The organism is Parvibaculum sp. (assembly GCF_002684405.1).
Classification (GTDB): Bacteria; Pseudomonadota; Alphaproteobacteria; order Parvibaculales; family Parvibaculaceae; genus Parvibaculum.
In genome coordinates this window covers 19,011-39,795 of sequence record NZ_NYVD01000007.1, presented here as the reverse complement: position 1 = coordinate 39,795, position 20,785 = coordinate 19,011, and the positions used below count along the sequence as shown (strand labels likewise).

Genomic DNA, 20,785 nt, shown 5'->3' with positions numbered 1-20,785 from the left:
TAGATCAGGAAGAGAAAGGCGATGAAGATCAGGACATGCACCGCGCCCTGAAGCAGGTTCGTGCGGCCGCTTGAAAAGGTGATGACGCTTACCGCCAGCATGAGCACGAGAATAATCGTGTCGCTCGGCTCCAGTCCCAGAACAAGGTCGAACCCGGCCCAATAGGCCACCGCCAGCATTGCCGGCACGGTCAGGCCGATCGTGGCCAGTACCGACCCCAGGAAAATATTCACCGAGCGTTGAAGCTGATTGTGAAGCGCCGCCTTCACCCCGCCGATAGCCTCGGGCGTCGCCACCAGCGTCGCCATGATGACGCCGCCTATCGCCACCGGGGCGTGGAGCGTTTCGACCACATAGTCGACCGGCACGGCGAGCTGCTCGACCAGAAACACGACGGGCACCATATAGGCGAGCATCAGAAGCGCATGCGGCAGGATGCCGGTCTCCTCCACCTCATGCGCCTCTTCTCCGCCAATGTCGGAGAGAGAGAAATAGGCGCGGTGGCGTCCGGTCTGGATCAGCACGAAAATGGCGTAAAGGCCGGTGGCCATCACACCGAGCATGATCATCTGGCCGAGGGAATAGGTTCCGCCCTCCGTCGATTTGGTAAAGTCGGGAAGGATCAGGCTGAAGACCGCCAATGGCACGATGACGCCCAGATAGGCGTTGGCGCCTTGAAGATTGAAGCTCTGCTCGTGATGCCGCAACGCGCCGAGCAACAGCGACAGGCCGACCATGCCCCCCATCACGATCATGACGACCGAAAACAGCGTGTCGCGCACCAGCGTCGGGTTTTCGCCGCCATGCATCATGATCGCGGTGATGCTCAAAACCTCGATCAAGGCGATGGAAACCGTCAGCACCAAGGTGCCATAGGGTTCGCCCAACTTTTCCGACAGCGCTTCGGCATGACGCACGACGCCGACCGCCGCGCCGAGCACGACGGCGAAAATCCAGACGAAGAGAACCCCGAGCCATATCCCGTTTGAAAGCCCCTGAAAGAGGTAGGAACCGAAGAAAAGGAAAACAAGGCTCGTGAGAATTGCCACGGCCAGCATCCATTCGCGTCGAAGCGCAACCCCGCGCGGGCCGGCGGGCGCGACGTCGACCGTGGCGTCCTGCGCGGAAACCGGCTCTTCCATCATGCCCCCGGTCAGGCCGGCTGGCCGGCGGCATCCGCCGCGGCAGCGAAATTATCCGTTCCCAGATAGCTTGTATAAGAGGGAAATGCGAAGTCGGAGCCGTTATCGTACACGATCCCCATCACACGCAGGAGCAGCTCTTCCCGGATCTTCAGGAAGGTGCCCCAGTCCGCGCTGCGCACCATCCCGCGAACTTCCAGATCAAGGGAATAGTCGCCCAATTCCTTCAGGCAGACGCGAACCGTGTCGGGATCGATGCGCTCGTCGGTGCGCAGCATCTCCGCGACCTTGTCGATGATGTCGGAAAGCTGTTCGCGCGTGGTTTCATAGCGGAGCCTGAGCTCGGTATCGATCAGGTTCGCGTCGCGGCGCGTATAGTTCGTGATCGACATCTGAGCGAATTCCGAGTTCTGCACCGTCACCAGCGTCCGGTCCAGCCCGCGCACCTTGGTGGAGCGCAGACCGATCTCCTCCACCGTGCCGACCATGCTGCCGAATTTACAGAAATCGCCGACTTTCACCGGACGGTCCGCATAGAGAATGATACCGCCGATAAAGTTTTCCAGCGTCGGGCGGACGGCAAGCGCAAGCGCGAGACCGCCGACACCCAGACTTGCGATGATGCCGTATAGCGGGACACCCATGCGCGCCACGGCCAGCGCTATCACATAGCTGGCAACCAGAATGCCGAGCACGCGCAGTATGAGGCGGATGAGGCTGGCATCGAGACTTTCCTTGCGCACGCGCGGCATGGATACGATCATCGCCGCCACGGCATTGAAGCCGAGCACGATGACGACGGCCACGGCAATCGCCTGAAGAGCCAGCACGACGAGTTGCAGAGCGGCCAGGAAATCGCCCGTCAGATTGACGAAGTCGTCATTCAGCCAGAGATACAATTCCAGCAGGCCGGCGATCAGAAGAGGTGCGATCATACGCTCCAGCGAACGGACGACCGGATTGACCGGCTGGACGCGCCGCCCCTCCCAGCGCAACAGCATAAACACGGCGAGAGCGAGGAGCACGGTCATGAACGCAAATGCCATCCATTGCCAGACCGCCTGCTCATCGAAGCTCGACCGCATCCAGTCCGGCAGCTCCAGCACGTAGCGATAGAACTCCACCGGCATGGAAAGGCCCGGCCCCAGAACGAAATCCTGGTAGAAGTCCATCGTTTCGCCGGAACGCTCGGGCATGTCTCGGACAAGTGCGTAAAACGCCGGCAAGCGCCGCACCGTGTCTTCCGAGAACAGATAATCGGGACTGCCGTCCGCTCCCTCGACGCGGACCATCCTTATTTCGGTGCCGGGAAGAACCCATCCATGATCGGCCTTGCCGGCGGCCACCTCTGCCCTGCCGGGGATAGCGGCCAGGTCCGGTTCGGGGAGGCGATCCAGAATTTCCTTGAGGAGAAGAACCGAGCTGATCCCCACCGAACGGCGGCTGGCGGGCGCCACGGATGACAGGTCGAGCGTGGAGGTGGCCTTTATCAGATCGGCCAGCGCCTGTTTCTTCAGGGCGGTGACTTCCTCGGTATCGAAAATGGCGTCGTTCTCCGCCGCCCGTTCGATGGCCGCCAGAAGCGATTTTTCCACATCGTCGGTGAGCCGGGTGAAACTCGAGAAGGTCTGGCGAGGAGAGGCATTGGGCAGAGGCGAGAGCGGAGAGGCCGCTACCGGATCGCTCTCCGCCGCGCTTTGCGGCGCCGTCATACTTTGCTGCGCCATCGCGGCGGATGCCGAAACACCCGACAGGGAGGCAGCAAGCAGGAAAAAGACTGAGAGTGCGCTGGCCGCCGTCAGGCGAAGCAAATGATGCATCGTATTTTCAGCCTATGGCCGCTGTTTCGACTATGGCCAGCCTAGAAGGACCGTAGTTAACAGCGCCTTTATCGGATCGACGGCGACCGGCGCGCGGCACCCCGATCGCATCCCGACTTGCCAATGAGAAGCCAGCGGATTATAAATGACCGACTAGTCGGTCATAATGAGTTGCACCCATGGCCCGTATCGTCGATCGCGACGCCAAGCGTCAGAAAATTCTGGAAGCCGCCTCCGCCTGCTTCGCCAAAGAGGGCTATGACGCCACCTCCATGGAGGCGGTCGCGAGTGCTGCCGGGATCAGCAAAGGGTCCCTCTACGACTACTTCAAGAACAAGGAAGACCTCTTCTTCGGCGTTTTCGAATGGTTTCAACAGCTCGTCATGGTGTCGGCCATGGCGCGCATGGGCGAACATCAAGACGCCCGCGCGCGCATCATGGCCTTCGCCGACGCCGCCATCGGCGCCCTTCTGGACCATCTGGAACTCTATCCCGTCTCGCTGGAAGTCTGGGCGGCCGCCGCCAAACCGGGAACGCGCCCACGCTTCTCCGGCGCGATGAAAAATCTCTACGCCTCCTATCGCGCGGAGCTTGCCGGCCTCATTCAGGACGCACAGGCGGAAGGCGCGATCCGGGACGGCATCGACGTCGAGGCAACCGCCGGCATGCTGATCGGCGCGGTGGACAATCTCGCGCTCCACTACTGGCTGGACAGAAGCTTCGACCCGCAAGCCTGGTGCCGCTCCTTTCTCGGCTCCCTGTTCGATGGCATCGGCACCGAAACGAGGAAAGCATAATGATCCGGAAAGCAGCTCTCATCCTTCTCGCAACCGCCGCCATGACCGGGCTCGCGTCCGCCGATACAACAGCCCCCGCCCCCAACCCCGATGCTCTTCTGCGCGCCGCCTTCGACAATTGGCGCGCCGACAGCTCGCAGGCCGACATGACCATGACCGTGCACCGGCCCGACTGGGAACGGCATATGGAAATGAAGACATGGACGCAGGGCGATGACGACGCATTGGTGCGCTTCACGGCGCCCGCCAAGGACGCAGGCAATGCCACGCTCAAAAAGGGCGACGAAACCTGGGTGTTCAACCCCAAGCTCAATCAGGTCATCAAGCTGCCCGCTTCCATGCTGGCGCAATCCTGGATGGGATCGGATTTCTCCTATAACGACCTGTCCAAAGCCAATGACCTTCTGACCGAATACACCCACAAGCTGACGGGGTCGACGAAGGACGGTCCGCATACGGTCTATACCATCGACGCCATCCCCAAACCCGGTGCCCCCGTCGTATGGGGCAAGCGCACGGTCAGGGTGCGCGAGGACGGCATCATGCTGGGCGAAACCTATTTCGACCAGGACATGAAGCCCGTGCGCATCATGACGACGGAGAAAGTTTCCATGATCGGCGGCCGCGACTACCCGGTGGTGATGACGATGCGCCCGGAAGACGAAGAGGGCAAATGGACGCGCATCGAGACGAAGGATGCGACGTTCAATCAATCCATGCCCGGCTATCTCTTCACTCTTTCCAACCTGCAAAATCCGAGGAACTGATCTCATGCTTGTCGGGCTTGCATGGCGGAATATCTGGCGTCAGCCGCATCGCACTGCGTTGAGCCTGAGTTCGATCGCCATTGCGGGCACGATCACCGTGTTCCTGCTGGCGTTGCAGCAGGGCGCTTACGGCACGATGAAGGAAAGCGTGTTGAAGCTCATGGACGGCTTCGCGCAATTGCAGCCCCCCGGCTATGCCGACGACCCCGATATTCGCAAATCGATTTCCGATAGCGGCCCGCTGATCGCCGATCTGGTCAGCCTGCCGGAAGTAACCGCCGCGACGCCGCGGGCGGCAAGCTATGCGATCCTGTCCAACGGTCCGCAAAGCTACGGCGCGGCGATCGTCGGCATAGATCCGGCTCGCGAAGTGAAGGTTTCCAATCTCGCCTCCACCATCACCAGAGGCCGGTATCTCCAGCCGGGCGACGAAGATGCGGTGGTGATCGGCGCAGGCCTTGCCCGCAATCTGAAGCTCAATCCCGGCGACAGCGTGACCATGCTGGGCTCGGCGCAGGACGGGTCCATCGCCGCCGACATCCTCAAAGTCACAGGCATCTTTTCCACCGGCTCCCCGGCGCTCGACCGGCAGGTGGTGGAAATGCCGCTTGTCCACTTCCAGCAGGATTTCGCGATGAACGGCAGCATCAACCTGATCGCTGTCAGCGGAGAACATCTCTCCACCATCAACGCCGCCATCCCTTCGCTCGAGAAAATTGCGCGCAGGAACGATCTCGTGGCACGCGACTGGACGCAGCTCGAACCGGCGCTACACGATGTGATCCTCCTCGATGGAAGTTTTTCCGCACTCCTCTATGTGAGCCTCGTCATCATCGTCGTCTTCATCATTCTCAACACGCTTTTGATGTCGGTACTGGAACGCACACGCGAGTTCGGCATGCTGATGGCGATCGGCATGAAGCCGCGTCAGATCGGGCGCATGGTCTGGCTGGAGCTTCTCTTCCTCGCCGGCTCCGGCTCGGCCATCGCAATTGCCGCCGGCTCGGCGATCACCGCCTGGGCGGCAACACAAGGCATCCCCTTTCCCGGCGCGGAAGCATTGTTTTCCCAATGGAACATGCCTTCCACGCTTTACCCGCAACTGACCCTGCTGAGTGCGACGGCCGGCCCGCTCGCGATCCTGGTCGCGGTCGCGATTGCCGGTTTCATTCCCTATGCCCGCGTGCGTCGCCTTGAACCCGTAACCGCCATGAGGTCGGCATGATGGACCGGCTCCGCCTTCTCCTTCCCCTCGCCTGGCGCAATCTCTGGCGCAATCCGCGCCGCACAATCATCACCGTGCTCGTCGTCAGTGTCGGATTATGGTCCATCCTCACTTTCTCCGTGCTGCTCAAGGCGTGGTCCGTCTCCAGCCGCGATACGACGCTGAAGCTGATGACCGGCGAAGGACAGATCCACGCCACGGGCTATCTGGACGATCCCACTGTTGCCCATCGCATGACGCAGCCGGCCGGCAAACTTGAAAACATCCTCTCCTCTTCCGCCGTTGCGGCATATACAAAGCGTCTGCGCATCGCCGCCATCGTGCAGAGCGAGTACAAGACCCTGCCCATGACGCTGGTCGGCACCGATCCTGCGCGGGAACGCCGCCTTTCCGTACTGCCGGACCGTGTCCGCGAGGGACGCTATCTCGATGGCCCGGCGGATACGGGTATCGTGCTGGGGCGAAACCTCGCCCGCCGCCTCAAGACACGGGTCGGCAAGCGCGTCGTGGTGATGGCCCAGGACGAGAAAGGGAAACTCGCCGAGCGCGCCTTCAAGGTCATCGGCCTCTATGCCGCGCCCCAGCAGACCGAAGACCAGTTCGCCTTTACCGGCCTCAAAACCGCGCAAGCCTTTACCGGCATCGGCACGGATATCACCGAGATCGCCTTTGTGACGCCGGACAGTCAGGACATCGCCGATGTCATCGCACGGATGAAGGCGTCTTCGCCCGGCCGCGACATTCAAAGCTGGAAGACGCTGGCCCCGCTTTCCTATGCGGTCAGCACATTCTTCAACGAATTTATCCTGATGTGGCTCTGGATCATGTTCGCGCTGATGGCGATCGGCATCGTCAACACGCAGCTCATGGCCGTTTTCGAACGCATCCGCGAATTCGGCCTGTTGCAGGCCCTTGGCATGCGGCCGCGCCTGGTGCTGATGGAGGTGACGCTCGAATCCGCCATGCTGATCGGCGTCGGGGTGGGCCTGGGCATCGCCATGTCCGTGCTTTCGGTTCAGGCCTTTCCCAACGGGATCGATCTCGGCTTTCTGGGGCGGGGCGCGGAACTGGTCGGCGCGGGCCACATTCTTTATCCGAAAGTCGATGCGGGCGATTTCGCGCTTTACAGCCTGATCGTCTGGACGCTTGGCGTGGTCGCCACGCTCTGGCCCGCGCGCCGCGCCTCGCGGGTGAGCCCCGTCGAAGCCATGGGACGTTTTTAGGAAAGAGGGAGAGAGCCATGACCGCCATCGTCGAATGCAAGGGCATTACCAAGCATTACCGTCAGGGCTCGATCGACGTGCCGGCGCTGCGCGGCGTCGACCTCGCCATCGAGAAGGGCGACTTCGCCTCGCTCGCCGGGCCGTCCGGATCGGGCAAGACGACGCTTCTCAATATCGTCGGCGGACTCGACCGCCCAACGGAAGGAACGATCAGCATTGACGGGCAGGATCTCACGGCCCTCGACAATGAGGAACTCGCCGACCTTCGACTGCGCAAGATCGGTTTCGTCTTTCAAGCCTATAATCTCATCCCCGTTCTTTCCGCCGTGGAGAATGTCGAATTCACGCAGCAGCTGATGAACGTCCCGGCAAAGGAGCGCCGCGAGCGGGCAAAGGAGATGCTGCATCAGGTCGGGCTCGACGGCATGGAAAACAGACGTCCGTCGCGTCTGTCCGGCGGCCAGCAACAGCGTGTCGCCGTCGCCCGCGCACTGGCGAGCCGTCCTTCCATCGTGCTGGCCGACGAGCCTACCGCCAATCTCGACACCAAGACGGCGGAAGATCTCATCACGCTGATGTCCGACCTCAACGAGCGCTATGGCGTCACCTTCCTGATGGCCACGCATGATGATCGCGTCATCTCGCGCACCCGCCGTCACATCGTCATCGCAGACGGCCGTGTCGCCTCAGACGAGCTTCGGCCGGCCGAAATGGCGGTCTGAAACCTATGAAACATCTCACGCGCATTCTGTTGGCCGCTTTCCTCGCGCTGCATGCCGCGCCGGGACGCGCCGCACCGGTGCATGGCCGGCTGGAATTGCAGGATGTGTTTGCGCGTGAAAGCGACCGAAGCGTTTCGTCGATGCTGGGCAAGCGCGAGCGAAACGACGTATTGGGCAGTCTGCGGGTGAGGTGGGAGCCGCGCCGGGGTCCGTGGCGGTTTGCCTTCCAGTATCAGCTCGGCTTCGATGCCGGCGACACGCCGCTGCTCGCCGCGCGGGAAAAGGCCCTCGCCCTGTTTCCCAAAGCGCCGCCGCGGACATGGTGGGACCTGACGGACACCACTATGGACGGGAACAACTTCACGCTCACGCAGCGTATCGACCGCGCGTCCATCGGCTATACCGGTGCGCATGTCGTCATCCGCGCCGGCCGTCAGGCCCTGACATGGGGGGCCGGCCTCGTTTTCCATCCGATGGATCTTTTCGACCCCTTCTCGCCCGATGCGACGGATACGGAATACAAGCCCGGCGCGGATATGCTCTATACGCAATATCTCTTCGACGATGGATCGGACCTGCAATTCGTCGCCGTGCCCCGCCCGCCGCAGAGAGGCGACGATCCGACACTCGACGCCAGCTCCTTCGCGCTTTTGTTTCACACTGCCCTCGGACCATGGCGCACCAGCTTTCTGGCCGCGCAGGACCATGGCGATACCGTCGCCGCACTCGGCGTAAGCGGGGCGCTGAGCGGCGCCACATGGAACGCGGAGTTGGTGCCGACCTATGTCGATGACGACCGGACCTATGTCTCGGGGCTTGCCAATATCAGCGACGCCTTCACCCTTGCCGGGCGAGACGCCACCATTTTCGCCGAATATTATCGAAACGGTTTCGGGCTGGAGGCGCGTCGCTATTCGCTGGCCAGTCTCCCGGCACCGCTGACCGACCGCCTGTTGCGCGGGCAGGTTTTCAATACGGGCCGCGACTATCTTTCGCTCGGCGGCACACTGCAATGGACGCCGCTTCTGGAGATCGCGCCGACGCTGATCGCCAATCTCAACGATGGCAGCTTCTACGCGCTCGGCGAGGCCACCTGGTCGCTGGAAGACAATCTCAATCTTATCGCCGGCGCGCGGCTTCCCCTCGGCCCCTCGAATACGGAGTTCGGCGGACTGCCCGTCATCGGCAGTGGCGCTCCCTATGCCGAGCAACCCACACGGGTCTATCTCCAGCTTCGACGGTATTTCTGAATACAGCTCAGCAATACGTATTGCAGGCGCGGATGACGGACGCCGCCGAACAGTCCTACCGCGGCGGCATGCGGATTGCGCCGTCGAGGCGGACCGTCTCGCCGTTGAAATAGCCGTTGCGCAGCATGGTGAGCGCGAGGTCGGCATATTCCGACGGATCGCCGAGGCGCGGCGGAAAAGGCACCGACGCCGCCAGATTGTCGAAGATCTGCGGTGCCCTGTCCTTCACACCCAGCATGGGCGGCGTCGCCATGATACCGGGAAGGATCGTGTTGATCCTGATACCTTCGCGCGAGAGGTCCCGTGCAATGGTCAGCGTCATCCCCTTGATCGCAGCCTTGGCCGCGGAATAGGCCACCTGCCCGATCTGTCCGTCCTCGGCCGCGACCGAGCCGGTATTCACGATGGCCCCGCGCTCTCCATTGTCCAGTGGCTCAAGCGTCGCCATGCCGGCCGCACTCTTTACGATGCAGCGGAACGTGCCCACGGTGTTGAGACCCAGCACATATTCGAAGTCGGAAATCTTGAAGGGGACGATCTCGCCGGTCTTCTTGTCACGCGCGATGGTCTTGCCGCCGCGCCCGCCACCGGCGCAATTCACGAGAATACGTTCCTGGCCGTTCTCGGCCCGCGCCTTGGCAAAGCCTGCATCGACGCCGTCCTCGTCCATCACATTGACCTCGCAATAGAGCGCGCCGAGCTCCTTTGCGACCCTCTCGCCGTTTTCCCTGTTGAGATCGAAAATGGCGACCTTCACGCCCTTTTCGCGCAGCGCGGTCACGGTTGCCTTACCAAGACCGGACGCGCCGCCGGTCACCACGGCGGAAACGGATTCGTCGAGTTTCATGAGTACTCCTCCCTTGTCTTTTTCTTGTTCGGCTCATTTCGATCCGGCTCAAGGCCGTCTCGTGCCGTAAACATGGCGCGTTTTGCGGCATGCGCCAATCGACCCCGCGACATCCTCGCCAGCCCCTACGGCAGGCTCGCCAGATCACCACTTCATGGGCTACATATCTGTCCATCCGCAATCCACCGACAAGAACCGCCTCTCAGAAAGGCGGTCAGGAGAACAAGAATGTCTGCATTGGAATCGTCCGCCGAGGACGGGCTGGGACACAGCCTTGGATTTGTCCGCATCATCGAAATGACGCCGGAAGGGCGGGCCCGTATCGAATATGAGGCAGGGCCGCATATGTGCCATTCGGGCGGCGTGGTTCAGGGCGGGTTCGTGACCGGCTGGATCGACGCGGCCATGGCGCATGGCTGTATCGGCATGGTGGGCCCGGACATCGTCCCCATGTCGCTGGAACTCAAGATCAGCTTCTTTGCGCCCGCGCGCCCGGGCCGCGTCATCGCCGAAGGCTGGGTGGAACGCAAGGGCCGGCGCACCTGCTTTTTCGAAGGCCGCCTCGTCGACACCGAAGGCAATGTCCTCGCCAAAGCCAGTTCGACGCTGATGCTGATGCCCCGCGACAAGGTGGAGGCGGCATCGAAGGCGGCCCTTGGCGGGAGCTGAGCGCCACGGACGCCGAACAGCCGCGTTTATCGCCACGCATGCATTTCTTTGCGGGGCGCCGTCGGGCTATATGATCGGATAAAACATTCAAACGAACCATGGCGTTTGCAAGGGCCTCCCCTCGCAGCGCCATGACCGGTGAGGAACCCAAATGCAATATGACGAAGTGGTCACGGGACGGCGCAGCATACGCGGCTTCAAGCCCGATCCCGTCTCCAAAGACGCAATCAAGGACATCATCGGTCTCGCCATACGGGCGCCCTCTTCGCTGAACACGCAGCCCTGGAACTTTTACGTCGTCTCGGGGAAGCCGCTCGACCGGATTCGCAAGGGCAATACCGAGCGCAATCTTGCCGGCGTTCCCGATAGCCGCGAGTTTCGCAGCCATGGCGCCTATGAAGGGGAGCACAGGGAACGCCAGATCGAGATCGCGAAACAGCTATTCGCCGCCATGGGGATCGAACGCCACGACAAGGAGGCGCGTCAGAACTGGGTTCTCCGCGGCTTCCGTCAGTTCGACGCGCCGGTCTCCATCGTCGTGACCTATGACCGCTCGATCCATGGCGGCGATATCGCACCGTTCGATTGCGGCGCCGTCACCAACGCCCTTGTGAACGCGGCCTGGTCGCGTGGCCTCGGTTGCGTCATCAACAGTCAGGGCATCATGCAGTCGCCGGTGGTTCGCGAACATGCGGGGATCTCGGACGATCAGGTCATCATGATCTGCGTTGCGATGGGATATCCCGACGACAGCTTCCCCGCCAACGCGGTCGTGTCGCGCCGGAAATCCGTGGACGAGGCGGCGGTTTTCGTAGGCTTCGACGATTAGCCGCCGCGGAGACCGTCAGACGAAGCCGTTTTCCTTCTCAGCCTGGCGCTTGCGCCATCGAGCGGGGCTCATACCGAACTGCTTCTGGAACGACCGGACGAATGCGGCGGACGAGCTGTAGCCGGCTTCGAAGGCCGCCTCCTCGACGCTCAATCCGGTCGCCATCATCCTTCGCGCGATCATCATCAGACGGATCCGCGAGATGGTTTCGATGGGCGGCTGGCCGATGAGCTGGCGGAACTCCTCTGCAAAGCGCGTGCGCGACATGCCGGCCTCGCCCGCGAGCCGCTCCACCGTCCACGCCTCGTAAGGCTCGTTCAGGAACGCCCGCAAGGCCCGCATCACGGCCTTGCTCGTCGCAAAACCGATCCCCTGATTTTCCCGGATGCCGCGCCGAGCCAGAACGCTGCGCGTCATGTTGAGCGACACGATTTCGGCGATCCGGCGCACGATCAGCGGATGGTGGAAATCCGTGCGCGGCAGGGTTGCCTCGTCTTCCAGCAATTGCAGGGCATGCCAGATGCGCCGATTGTGCTCCGCTGCCGCGTCGAAGGGCACATAGATCGGCCCGACGATCATGTTCGACAGCGCTATCGTTTCCTGCGGTGCGACCCCGACGATCAGACGCACAGGTGCTTCGGGGTCCGCCGGCGTGGTCATCTCGCTCAAGTCGAGAAAGCTCGGCTTGGCGCGTGCGTCGCTGTCCGGAGAGTCCAGCAGATGGGGCGAAAGACCGCTCACACCCACCACGTCGCCGGGCCTCAGGATGATTTCCTCCGAGAACGGAAATTCCACGCGCAGGCGCAGCGTGCCTGCCTGCACCATGAGACCGTAAGAGAAATTTCCCGCAGGCAACACATGGCAGAAGGGCGGCGAGGGAGCCGCCCGCATGAAATAGACACCGCCCATATCGACCTCCGGCGTCACTCCCGCGATCGGAGGCGCCAGGTCGTCATAGACGGGTGATCCATCCTCTTGTGCCTTGGTCATCTTGCATGGACCGTTTATGTGGGCCGTTTCTCGTCCCCTGCCGGGTCATCCTTTTCCATCCCGCCTTTTCGTCCAGCAAGATCGAGTGCGATATCGACGATCATGTCTTCCTGGCCGCCGACCATCCGCCTTCGGCCAGTCTCCATCAGAATATCACGAACGTCCAAACCATAGCGCTCCGACGCCGCTTCCGCGTGGCGCAGGAAGCTGGAATAGACGCCCGCGCAACCGAGGCTAAGCGTCTCCCGGTCCACCTGTACGGGACGGTCCTGCAGCGGCCGCACGAGGTCTTCCGCCGCATCCATCAGCGCAAAAAGGTCGGTTCCGTGCTGCCAGCCATAACGGTCCGCCACACCGACGAACACTTCCAGCGGCGCATTACCCGCGCCCGCTCCCATGCCCGCCAGCGAGGCGTCCACACGCAGGGCGCCGTTTTGCACCGCAACAACGGAGTTGGCGACGCCGAGGCTCAGATTGTGGTGCGCATGGATGCCGCGTTCCGTCTCCGGTTCCAGAACGTCATCATAAGCGCGGAAGCATGCCGCCACATCGTCCATCGTCATGGCGCCGCCGCTATCGGTCACATAAACGCAATGCGCCCCATAAGACTCCATCAGCTTCGCCTGGGCGGCCAGCGCCGAGGGCGCGGACATATGGCTCATCATCAGGAAGCCGGACACATCCATGCCCAGCTCCCGCGCGCAGGCGATGTGCTGGGCGGAGACATCCGCCTCTGTGCAATGTGTGGCGACCCGCACCGAGCGGACCCCGAGGTCATAGGCCTTACGCAAATCCTCGACCGTGCCGATGCCCGGCAGGAGAAGCGTCGTCACCACCGCGTTCTCGACTTCGTCGCAGACCGCTTCGATCCACGCCCAGTCTGTGCAGGCGCCGAAGCCGTAATTCACGCTCGAGCCCGACAGCCCGTCGCCATGCGCGATCTCTATGGCGTCCACGCCTGCCCTGTCGAGCGCACGGGCAATCTTGCGCACATGCTCGATCCCGTATTGGTGACGGATCGCATGCATGCCATCGCGCAGCGTGACGTCCTGAATGTAGAGTTTCTTCTCCGTCATCACGCATGCTCCCGCAATTCGACCAGGCGTTCCGCCGTGCGCAGGGCCGCCGACGTCATGATGTCGAGATTGCCCGCATAAGGCGGCAGGTAGTGCCCGGCGCCTTCCACTTCGAGGAAGACACTCACTTTGAGGCCCGTGAATTCCTCATCCGTCTCGGGCAGATAAATCGGGTTGTTGGACCCGATACGCTCGATCTGCACATCCTGCTTGAGCCTGTATCCCGGCACGTAAGACTGCACCTCGGCGACCTTTGCGGCGACGGCGTCTGCCAGTGCTTTCGGATCGGCATCGGCGCACAGGCAGTGCACCGTGTCGCGCATGATGAGAGGCGGCTCGGCCGGATTGAGGATGATGATGGCCTTGCCGGTCTGCGCCCCGCCGACCGTTTCGATGGCGCGGGACGTCGTCTCGGTGAACTCGTCGATATTGGCGCGCGTGCCCGGTCCCGCCGATTTCGACGCGATGGAGGCGACGATCTCGCCATAGCGCACTGGCGCAACAGACCCGATGGCCGCCACGACGGGGATGGTCGCCTGCCCGCCGCATGTGACCATATTCATGTTCGGCGCATGCATATGCGCGTCGATATTGACGCTCGGCACCACGTAAGGACCGATTGCCGCCGGCGTCAGGTCGATGATGCGTTTGCCATGCGCCCGCAGCACGTCGTCATGATGCTTGTGTGCGCCTGCGGAGGTCGCATCGAATACGACCTCGATTTCGCTGAAGCCGGGAAGCGCCACCAGCCCTTCCACGCCTTCCGCCGTGGTGGCAACGCCGAGCGAGGCGGCTCGTGCCAGACCGTCCGATGCGGGATCGATCCCGGCCATCGCCGCCAGCTCGAGCGAGGAGGACAGCGTCACGATCTTCATCATCAGATCCGTGCCTATGTTGCCCGATCCGATGATGGCCGTTTTGACGCGCGGTGTGTTCTCTTCTGTCATCATGCGGCCCTTCACGCGAAAGACAGGTGCAGCGGCTTGAAGCCCTGCACATGAACGATGATTTCATCGCCCGCCGCGACCGTCACCATCGGGCCGAGCGCGCCGGAGAGCACGATGTCGTCCCGGCCGAGGGGACGGCCGAGCTCGATCATCTTGTTGGCGAGCCAAACGACAGCGTTGAGCGGATTGCCGAGACAGGCCGCCGCCACGCCCAGCGAGGCCTGACGGCCATTGTGGAGAAGCTCCATACCCGCCAGATGCAGATCGACCTTGTCGAGCGGCAGACAATCCGTCCCGATCAGGAATTTTGCAGCGGAGGCATTGTCGGCCACCGTGTCGGGCAGGGTGATCTTCCAGTCCTCGATTGCGCTGTCCACGATCTCGATCGCAGCAACCGCATAATCGATCGCCGCCGCCGCGCGTTCATTCGTCACCGGTCCAGCGGACAGATCGTCTTTCAGGATGAATGCGATCTCGGCTTCGACTTTGGGCTGGATCAGCGTGTCCATCGACAAGGTACCGCCATCCGCCACCCGATCGGCGTCGAACAACATCCCGAAGTCGGGTTCGGAAACGCCAAGCTGCGCCTGCACAGCGGGAGAGGTCAGGCCGATCTTGTGCCCGACGATCCGCTCGCCCGCCGCGAGCCGCCGCCCGGTCGTCACCTCCTGCACCGCATAGGCTTCTTCCACGGTGAAACCCGGATGCGTTTTCGAGATCGGTGCGATGGGGTGGCGGGTCTTGCGCGCCGTGGCAAGCGCATCCGCCAGCGCCTCGCAATCTGTTCCGGTCGAAACACCCTTATCCATTGCCGCCCTCAAGAAAGGTGATGGTGGTGCGATTGAATTCGTCGGCATGTTCCCACTGCGCCCAGTGGCCGCATTGCGGCAGCACGAAGAGGCGTGCCTTCGGGATCACCTTGAGAAAGGTGAAGGCCATATCGAGCGGCATCACACGATCCTCGCGGCCCCAGACAATCATTGTTTCATGCGGCAGCTTTCCAAGGCGCGGATCGTTCCAGACCGGTTCGACCCTGGTGTCGCGCGACTGGCGCATGGGCGGGTTGTCGATGAATTTCTGCTCCATCGCCTTTTCCAGGCGGCCCTGCAGCAGCTCGTCGGTGATTTCCGACTGGTCGTAGGTGAACTGGTCGGCAAAGGCCTTGAGCTTTTCAAAGCTCGGCCCGTCGCCTTCATAGAAACCGAAGATGGATTTGATGGCGGGCGTCGGGAACATGCTGAAGAGCGGAATGCCGCCGCCCGGTCCCATCAGGATCATCCGGTCGACCTTTTCCGGCCGGTCCATCGCCAGCCGCATGGTGACCATGCCGCCCAGAGAATTGCCAACGAAATGGGCCTTCTCGATACCGAGCTCGTCGAGGAACTGGCCGATCTTCGTCGACCACCATTCCGGCACGGGGCTGCCCGCCGGCTTCACATCGGATTTGCCCCAGCCGGGAAGGTCCGGCACGAGCACGCGGAAGTGCTTCGACAGCGCTTCGACATTGCGCGCATAGTTGGACCAGCCATAGGCCCCCGGCCCGGAGCCATGGATCAGGACCAGCACAGGGCCTTCACCGGCCTCGTTATAATGGATATTCACGCCATCGACGGTGACGAAACGGCTGGTCGATTCTTCGGTGATCTTGGTCATGGAACCCTGTTCGTACTTGCTGAGATAAAAGAATGGATCGGTGCCGGAGTACCGCTCACGCGCCGACCGGCTTGTGCCCCCACATGCTTGCCGCTTCGTGATGCGTCACGCGCCAGGTCTCGTCATGAACCGGAATGCCGGCGCAGCCGACTTCCACTTCGAATCCCGACGGCGTTTCGGCATAGAAGGAAACCATCTGGTCGTTGGTATGTTTGCCGAGCGTCGTCCGCTGCCGGACGCCGCAGGCCGCCATACGATCCAATGCAAAGCCGACATCGTCGAGCGAAGCCATTTCGACCATGAAGTGATGCAGCCGCTTGGGCGCAGGCATGCCCGCCAGCGCGAGCGTGTGATGGCGCGGGTTGCAGTGGTAGAACTCAAGCGTGATCGAAAAATCCGGGGCGAGCTTCATGCCGATCGTGTCCGATAAGCGAAAGCCCAGTGCATCCACATAGAAGCCACGAACGGCGTCGATGTCTTCGGATGCCAGCACCACATGCCCTGCGCCCTGATCGCCCGTGCAGAAGGATGAAACGCCCGCCGGCGAATTGAAGGGGCGGTTGGTCAGCTCGGTCGGGCCATAATAGATTTCGACATCGAGACCCATCGGATCCTTGAGCCTTATCAGGTCGGCCACATGCCGCTTCGCCTTGAGGTCCTCGTCGCCTTGCGTAAAGGAGACGCCCCTGGCGGCGAGCGACGCCTTGATCGCCTCGAAACCGGTCACGGACGGCGCTTCCAGCCCGACAAGGGCAACGTCGTCGCGACTGCCATGGAGCAGGAAAACGCGCGCCGCGCGCTCATCCATCCGGTAGCTCACCTGCTCATTGTCTTCCGCGCCGCGCATCAGGCCGAGAAAGTCTTCCATGAAGATTTTCCAGGCGCCTGCGTCACTCACCTCGAAGCCGACATAGCCGAGCGATGCAATGCTCATCGGGTCTCCTCCCCGTTGGATCCATATTTTTTGGCAAGTCCCGCCCCGCCGTTCACACCGGAAATGCCGCGCACGGCAATGCCCGTTTCGCAGGCAAGAACGCCGCCCGTGGCCGGAATGTTGTCGCGGCGCGAGGCGTAATAGACATAGGCACCTGCGTATTGCGCCGGGGTCGGCACCAGCCCCAGCGGCATGACCGGCGAGGCCTTGGCCGACAGGTCGAAACTGCTGATCGCCGTGTCGGCCAGCCCCAGCGCGCCGGGGCCACGCAAATCCGTGTCGATGGGCCCGGGCGCAACGCCATTGACGCGCACAGAAGGTGCGAACTCGAAAGCGAGCTGGCGGATCAATCCGACCACGGCATGTTTCGACGCCGTGTAGAGCGCACCGCCGCCATCCGGATCGAAGCCGGCATTGGAGACGGTGAAGACCAGCGAACCGCGCGAACGCACCAGCGCGGGCAAACACGCCTTAGCCAGATGCAGATAGCCTTTGACGTTGACGCCGAAAACTTCATCGAAGGCACCATCGAGCTGCGCGGCGTCGATCTCGTCCAGCGGCGTCGAGTAATCCCAGATGCCCGCATTGCCGATGGCGCAGTCGAGTTTGCCGAAACGCTCAATCGTCTTGTCGACCGCCGCGGCGATATCCGCAGCCGAGCGCACATCGCCCTGCATCGTGACCGTTTCGTCCGGCCAGGCGTCCGTGATGCTTTCAAGCTTTGCCGCGTCGCGGTCGAACACCGCCACGCGTGCACCTTCCTCCACGAAACGCTCCACGATGCCGCGGCCCAGTCCCGAGCCGCCGCCGGTAATGAGAACCGCCTGCCCTTCAAGCGCAGCCATATGCTCCTCCCTCTTTTTCCCCCGCACGGGCCGCCTAGAAAAGCGTGCTCATATTCGTTGCCCGGATCAGTGTCTGGTCGAGATAGATGTCCCGCTTGGCAAGCTTCAACCCCTCCCCTGTCCGGCGGACAACGTCGACCCGTCGCCCGACCCATGAGCTGACTTCCGTGTCGAGGCGGCTGCGATAGAGATGGAAGAACACTTCGACGGTGTATTCATCATCCGAGGCGTCGAGGACGCGCACATTGGTAATCATGTGCCGCGTGCGCGAAGGCGGGTCCTCCGACCACGAACTGCCGGATTCCATCTTCCTGACGCGCGTCTCCAACCCTTCCCGATCGTCGTCGAAATAGGCCATGGCCCCGCGCCTGGTGAACTCCCGGTCGATATCGGCAAGCGTCACCGTGCGCCGGATCGGCATCCAGTAGAGAATGTCGTCGGTCAGGAGATCGAGCCATTCCCGGTATTGTCGCGCATCGAGAAGCGCCGCCTCGCCATAGAGGAACTGTTCGATTTCGAATTGCAGTGTCATGCGCTCATCGAGCGACAATGCCGCCACACCGCCCGCAGCGGTTTTCTCGGCCGCCAATCCCATTACACCCTCCCCGTCGGCACGGGCGTATGGTTCGCCTTGAGGTCCGCCCAGCTATCGGCCGCCATCCAGTCCATCCAGGCCTGGTAGGTCCAGCGCTGGCCGTGCTCGTTGATGCGCGTCTCGATCCATTTTTGCCCCGAAGGATCTTCCTTCACCTCGTCATGGCCAAGCGCCATGCTCAGATTGTGCGGATAGCTGCCGCCGACCACGCCGCGCGCGGCACGCGTACTCTGGCTCCAGTTCTCGCCGTCATCCTGTTCGAGAAGGCCCGCCGGACCGAAGAGATGCGAGTTGAAGCGGACCGTCATGCGCCGTTCCTCCGGCGTCTGGTCCTTGGGCAGGACGGTGAACCACCAAAGCTCCGTCATCTGAGGACCGCGCGGCAGGCGCAGGCAAAGCTGCGAGCCGCCCGTGGCAATCCAGAGATTGGGGAAGATATTGGGATGCCCGATCGAGCGCGCGCCCGCCGGTCCCATCATCTCCTCGGCCGCTTTCATGCGCAGCGCCCGCGTCACGCGGCCATTGGAACGCGCAGCCTCTTCCTTGTTCCACTGCTTGCGTTCGTCGTCCGACATGCCGACGATTTCGTCCTGCATCTCCTGCTTGATCGCCGGACCGCTGATCGCATGTCCGTATTCGCCGAGCATGACCATCTGATCGTTGGCCTGCGTCACGGCCGCCAGATCGAGGACGCCCGCCTCGCCCGCCGAGGCATGGCTGTAGGCGACGTGATACCAGTCGAACAGATTGTCGACGGCGATCTTCCAGTTGCAGTCGATGGTGTTTTTCTGAATACCATCGACGACTTCCACATCGCCGCGCGAGGCGATCATGGCAAGGCCGGTGCGCCCCACATCACCGAGATAGTCCGGCAATGAAGGCGCATCGGGATCGAGGGTCGCGAAATAGAAACCGTGGAAATTATCCACCTGCGCGGCCTTGACGAGGCCCCACTGGCTCTTGTCGAAATCCTTGCGGTAGAAGGGCGACATACCTGGGACGCCGATCAGTTCGCCATCCAGCGCGAAGTGCCAGCCGTGATAGCTGCAGACGAAGGATTTGGCGTTTCCCTGTTCGGCACGGCACAGCGCATTGCCGCGATGGCGGCAGGAGTTCAGGAGGACCTGCACCTCGCCGCTCTTGTCGCGGACGATGATGACCTGATCCTCGCCGATATAATTGATGAAATAGTCGCCGATCTCCGGGATCTGGCTTTCGTGGCACATGAAGTTCCATGCGCGCGCGAAAATATTCTTCATCTCAAGATCATAGAGATCCTGGTCGACAAAGATGCGACGATCGAGAAGACCCTTCTCGCTGTCGAAACAGGATTTGATCGCTTCTTTGTTGCAGGCGCGAACGCCCTCCTCCCGAGCATCCATGGGATCCGTTCCTCCACCTATCATTCCGCCCTTTCGGGCCCGGCTTATGTTCGCCGTATTGGAATGAAGCTTAGAAGCGGTCTCGGAAGGCGGTCAGATCGCGGCGTACCAAAAAATTGATAGATCGTCCCGGCGCCCTCTAACGCCGGAGCGGCATATGTGCGTTATCCGGTCTAGGCCCCTGTCTCCATCGGCAAGTCGGGATCGCGCGTCCATTCCGACATCGAGCCGTCATAGACGGCAACCGACGGATGGCCGAGCCGGGTCAGGGCCAGCGCGTTCATGGTCGCCGAGATGCCGCCGCCGCAATAGCAGATGGCGCGCGGCTTTTCGAACGCGCCGACGGCCTCATAGAAGCTCCGCAATTCCTCGTCATCGCGATAGCTGCCGTCCTCCTTCAGGAGTGATGCATAGGGCACATTGCGGCTGCCCTTGATGTGGCCCTTGCGGCCATAGTTCGTTTTCGAGGTGCCGTCATGGAGGCTCGGCGAAAGCGCATTGATGGTGCAGACCGCGCCGTCGTCGATTGCCGCCAGCACATCGTCCTTGTCGGCCCAGGCGCCCGGCTGCGCGGAGAGGGAAAGCGTCTCCGGCGAATATGAGTGCGTGCCCGCTTCGCTCGGGCGTCCCTCCGCCTGCCATTTGCCGAATCCGCCATCGAGAACGGCGGCATTGTCGAAACCGCAGGCGTGCAGCATCCACCAGAAGCGCGTGGCCCACATCGGGCTCTGCGCCGAATAGACGACGACGCGCGTTTTCGGACCGATGCCTGCCTTGCCGCATGCCGTGGCGAAATCCTCGACCGCGGGCATGGTGAAACCAAGCGACGACTTGTGATCGGAAAAATCATGCGCAAGATCGAGAAAGGCTGCACCCGGTATGTGGGCGTTTTCATAGTCGGCGCGACCGCTCTCGACCCTGTAGGGGCCGGGCGTCGCGGGCAGCAAATGTACCGTCGCATCGAAAACCCGCAAATCCGGATCGCCGAGATGCGCCTCAAGCCAGGCCGTCGATACGAGGCCCTTTCCGTCCCATTCAGTCATCACGTCCCCCTCGCTTTGTTCTCATTTTT

At 62.2% G+C, this 20,785-nt stretch carries 21 protein-coding genes; 8 read left to right on the top strand and 13 right to left on the bottom strand.

The genetic code is table 11. The features are described from left to right. Both CMI59_RS00995 and CMI59_RS00990 read right to left on the bottom strand, forming a co-directional pair. A partial coding sequence (locus tag CMI59_RS00995) for a calcium:proton antiporter (RefSeq protein WP_293323475.1) occupies window positions 1–1,058 on the bottom strand: 1,058 nt, incomplete at its 3' end. Between the two features lie 95 nt (window positions 1,059–1,153). Continuing rightward, window positions 1,154–2,962, bottom strand: coding sequence for a mechanosensitive ion channel family protein (locus tag CMI59_RS00990; RefSeq protein ID WP_293323469.1), 1,809 nt, complete (start codon window positions 2,960–2,962; stop codon window positions 1,154–1,156). Between the two features lie 179 nt (window positions 2,963–3,141). On the opposite strand from CMI59_RS00990, the gene CMI59_RS00985 reads away from it, so the two are divergent. From CMI59_RS00985 to CMI59_RS00960, 6 genes are read left to right on the top strand one after another with little or no spacing between them, the layout of a single operon-like run. Further along, window positions 3,142–3,759: a TetR/AcrR family transcriptional regulator gene (locus CMI59_RS00985; protein WP_293323466.1), complete on the top strand. Its 618-nt coding sequence runs from the start codon at window positions 3,142–3,144 to the stop codon at window positions 3,757–3,759. Continuing rightward, entirely contained in the window at window positions 3,759–4,526 is a 768-nt protein-coding gene (locus tag CMI59_RS00980) for an outer membrane lipoprotein-sorting protein (protein WP_293323463.1), read from the top strand. Before CMI59_RS00985 ends, CMI59_RS00980 begins: the two co-directional genes overlap by 1 nt. 4 nt (window positions 4,527–4,530) lie before the next feature. Then, window positions 4,531–5,751 carry an FtsX-like permease family protein gene (locus CMI59_RS00975; protein ID WP_293323460.1) on the top strand — a complete coding sequence of 407 codons (1,221 nt, stop codon included), beginning with the start codon at window positions 4,531–4,533 and terminating at the stop codon, window positions 5,749–5,751. Then, window positions 5,748–6,974: an FtsX-like permease family protein gene (locus tag CMI59_RS00970; protein ID WP_293323457.1), complete on the top strand. Its 1,227-nt coding sequence runs from the start codon at window positions 5,748–5,750 to the stop codon at window positions 6,972–6,974. Before CMI59_RS00975 ends, CMI59_RS00970 begins: the two co-directional genes overlap by 4 nt. 17 nt (window positions 6,975–6,991) lie before the next feature. After that, complete coding sequence (locus CMI59_RS00965) at window positions 6,992–7,696, top strand: ABC transporter ATP-binding protein (protein ID WP_293323454.1); 705 nt, start codon at window positions 6,992–6,994, stop codon at window positions 7,694–7,696. Window positions 7,697–7,701: 5 nt separating this feature from the next. Further along, entirely contained in the window at window positions 7,702–8,946 is a 1,245-nt protein-coding gene (locus CMI59_RS00960) for a hypothetical protein (RefSeq protein ID WP_293323451.1), read from the top strand. 55 nt (window positions 8,947–9,001) lie between these two features. Here CMI59_RS00960 and CMI59_RS00955 read toward each other — a convergent pair whose 3' ends face one another. Beyond that, a complete protein-coding gene (locus CMI59_RS00955; protein ID WP_293323448.1) occupies window positions 9,002–9,793 on the bottom strand; it encodes an SDR family NAD(P)-dependent oxidoreductase in 792 nt (263 codons plus the stop codon). 228 nt (window positions 9,794–10,021) lie between these two features. Here CMI59_RS00955 and CMI59_RS00950 point away from each other — a divergent pair, with 228 nt between their 5' ends. Both CMI59_RS00950 and CMI59_RS00945 read left to right on the top strand, forming a co-directional pair. Beyond that, window positions 10,022–10,462: a PaaI family thioesterase gene (locus tag CMI59_RS00950; RefSeq protein WP_293323445.1), complete on the top strand. Its 441-nt coding sequence runs from the start codon at window positions 10,022–10,024 to the stop codon at window positions 10,460–10,462. Window positions 10,463–10,613: 151 nt separating this feature from the next. After that, window positions 10,614–11,291 (top strand): nitroreductase, encoded by a 678-nt coding sequence (locus CMI59_RS00945; protein WP_293323442.1) that lies wholly within the window; start codon window positions 10,614–10,616, stop codon window positions 11,289–11,291. Window positions 11,292–11,306: 15 nt separating this feature from the next. On the opposite strand, the gene CMI59_RS00940 is transcribed toward CMI59_RS00945, so the two are convergent. The 10 genes from CMI59_RS00940 to CMI59_RS00895 all read right to left on the bottom strand — a co-directional run bounded on the left by CMI59_RS00940 (window position 11,307) and on the right by CMI59_RS00895 (window position 20,756). Beyond that, the gene (locus tag CMI59_RS00940) at window positions 11,307–12,281 is read right to left on the bottom strand and encodes an AraC family transcriptional regulator (protein WP_293323440.1); all 975 of its coding nucleotides are present in this window, start codon (window positions 12,279–12,281) and stop codon (window positions 11,307–11,309) included. Window positions 12,282–12,295: 14 nt separating this feature from the next. Further along, the gene (gene dmpG, locus CMI59_RS00935; RefSeq protein WP_293323437.1) at window positions 12,296–13,357 is read right to left on the bottom strand and encodes a 4-hydroxy-2-oxovalerate aldolase; all 1,062 of its coding nucleotides are present in this window, start codon (window positions 13,355–13,357) and stop codon (window positions 12,296–12,298) included. Then, entirely contained in the window at window positions 13,357–14,304 is a 948-nt protein-coding gene (locus tag CMI59_RS00930) for an acetaldehyde dehydrogenase (acetylating) (RefSeq protein WP_293323472.1), read from the bottom strand. Before CMI59_RS00930 ends, dmpG begins: the two co-directional genes overlap by 1 nt. Window positions 14,305–14,315: 11 nt before the next feature. Continuing rightward, entirely contained in the window at window positions 14,316–15,113 is a 798-nt protein-coding gene (locus tag CMI59_RS00925) for a fumarylacetoacetate hydrolase family protein (protein ID WP_293323434.1), read from the bottom strand. Further along, window positions 15,106–15,957, bottom strand: coding sequence for an alpha/beta fold hydrolase (locus CMI59_RS00920; protein ID WP_293323431.1), 852 nt, complete (start codon window positions 15,955–15,957; stop codon window positions 15,106–15,108). Before CMI59_RS00920 ends, CMI59_RS00925 begins: the two co-directional genes overlap by 8 nt. 55 nt (window positions 15,958–16,012) lie before the next feature. After that, a complete protein-coding gene (locus CMI59_RS00915) occupies window positions 16,013–16,891 on the bottom strand; it encodes a VOC family protein (RefSeq protein WP_293323428.1) in 879 nt (292 codons plus the stop codon). After that, the gene (gene hcaB / locus CMI59_RS00910; protein ID WP_293323425.1) at window positions 16,888–17,736 is read right to left on the bottom strand and encodes a 3-(cis-5,6-dihydroxycyclohexa-1,3-dien-1-yl)propanoate dehydrogenase; all 849 of its coding nucleotides are present in this window, start codon (window positions 17,734–17,736) and stop codon (window positions 16,888–16,890) included. The genes CMI59_RS00915 and hcaB overlap by 4 nt, the downstream gene beginning before the upstream one ends. A 34-nt stretch (window positions 17,737–17,770) precedes the next feature. Beyond that, window positions 17,771–18,331, bottom strand: a complete 561-nt coding sequence (locus CMI59_RS00905; protein ID WP_293323422.1) for an aromatic-ring-hydroxylating dioxygenase subunit beta — start codon at window positions 18,329–18,331, stop codon at window positions 17,771–17,773. After that, window positions 18,331–19,713, bottom strand: coding sequence for an SRPBCC family protein (locus CMI59_RS00900; RefSeq protein ID WP_293323419.1), 1,383 nt, complete (start codon window positions 19,711–19,713; stop codon window positions 18,331–18,333). The genes CMI59_RS00905 and CMI59_RS00900 overlap by 1 nt, the downstream gene beginning before the upstream one ends. Window positions 19,714–19,886: 173 nt before the next feature. Further along, window positions 19,887–20,756, bottom strand: coding sequence for a sulfurtransferase (locus CMI59_RS00895; protein WP_293323416.1), 870 nt, complete (start codon window positions 20,754–20,756; stop codon window positions 19,887–19,889). Window positions 20,757–20,785: the final 29 nt, after the last annotated feature.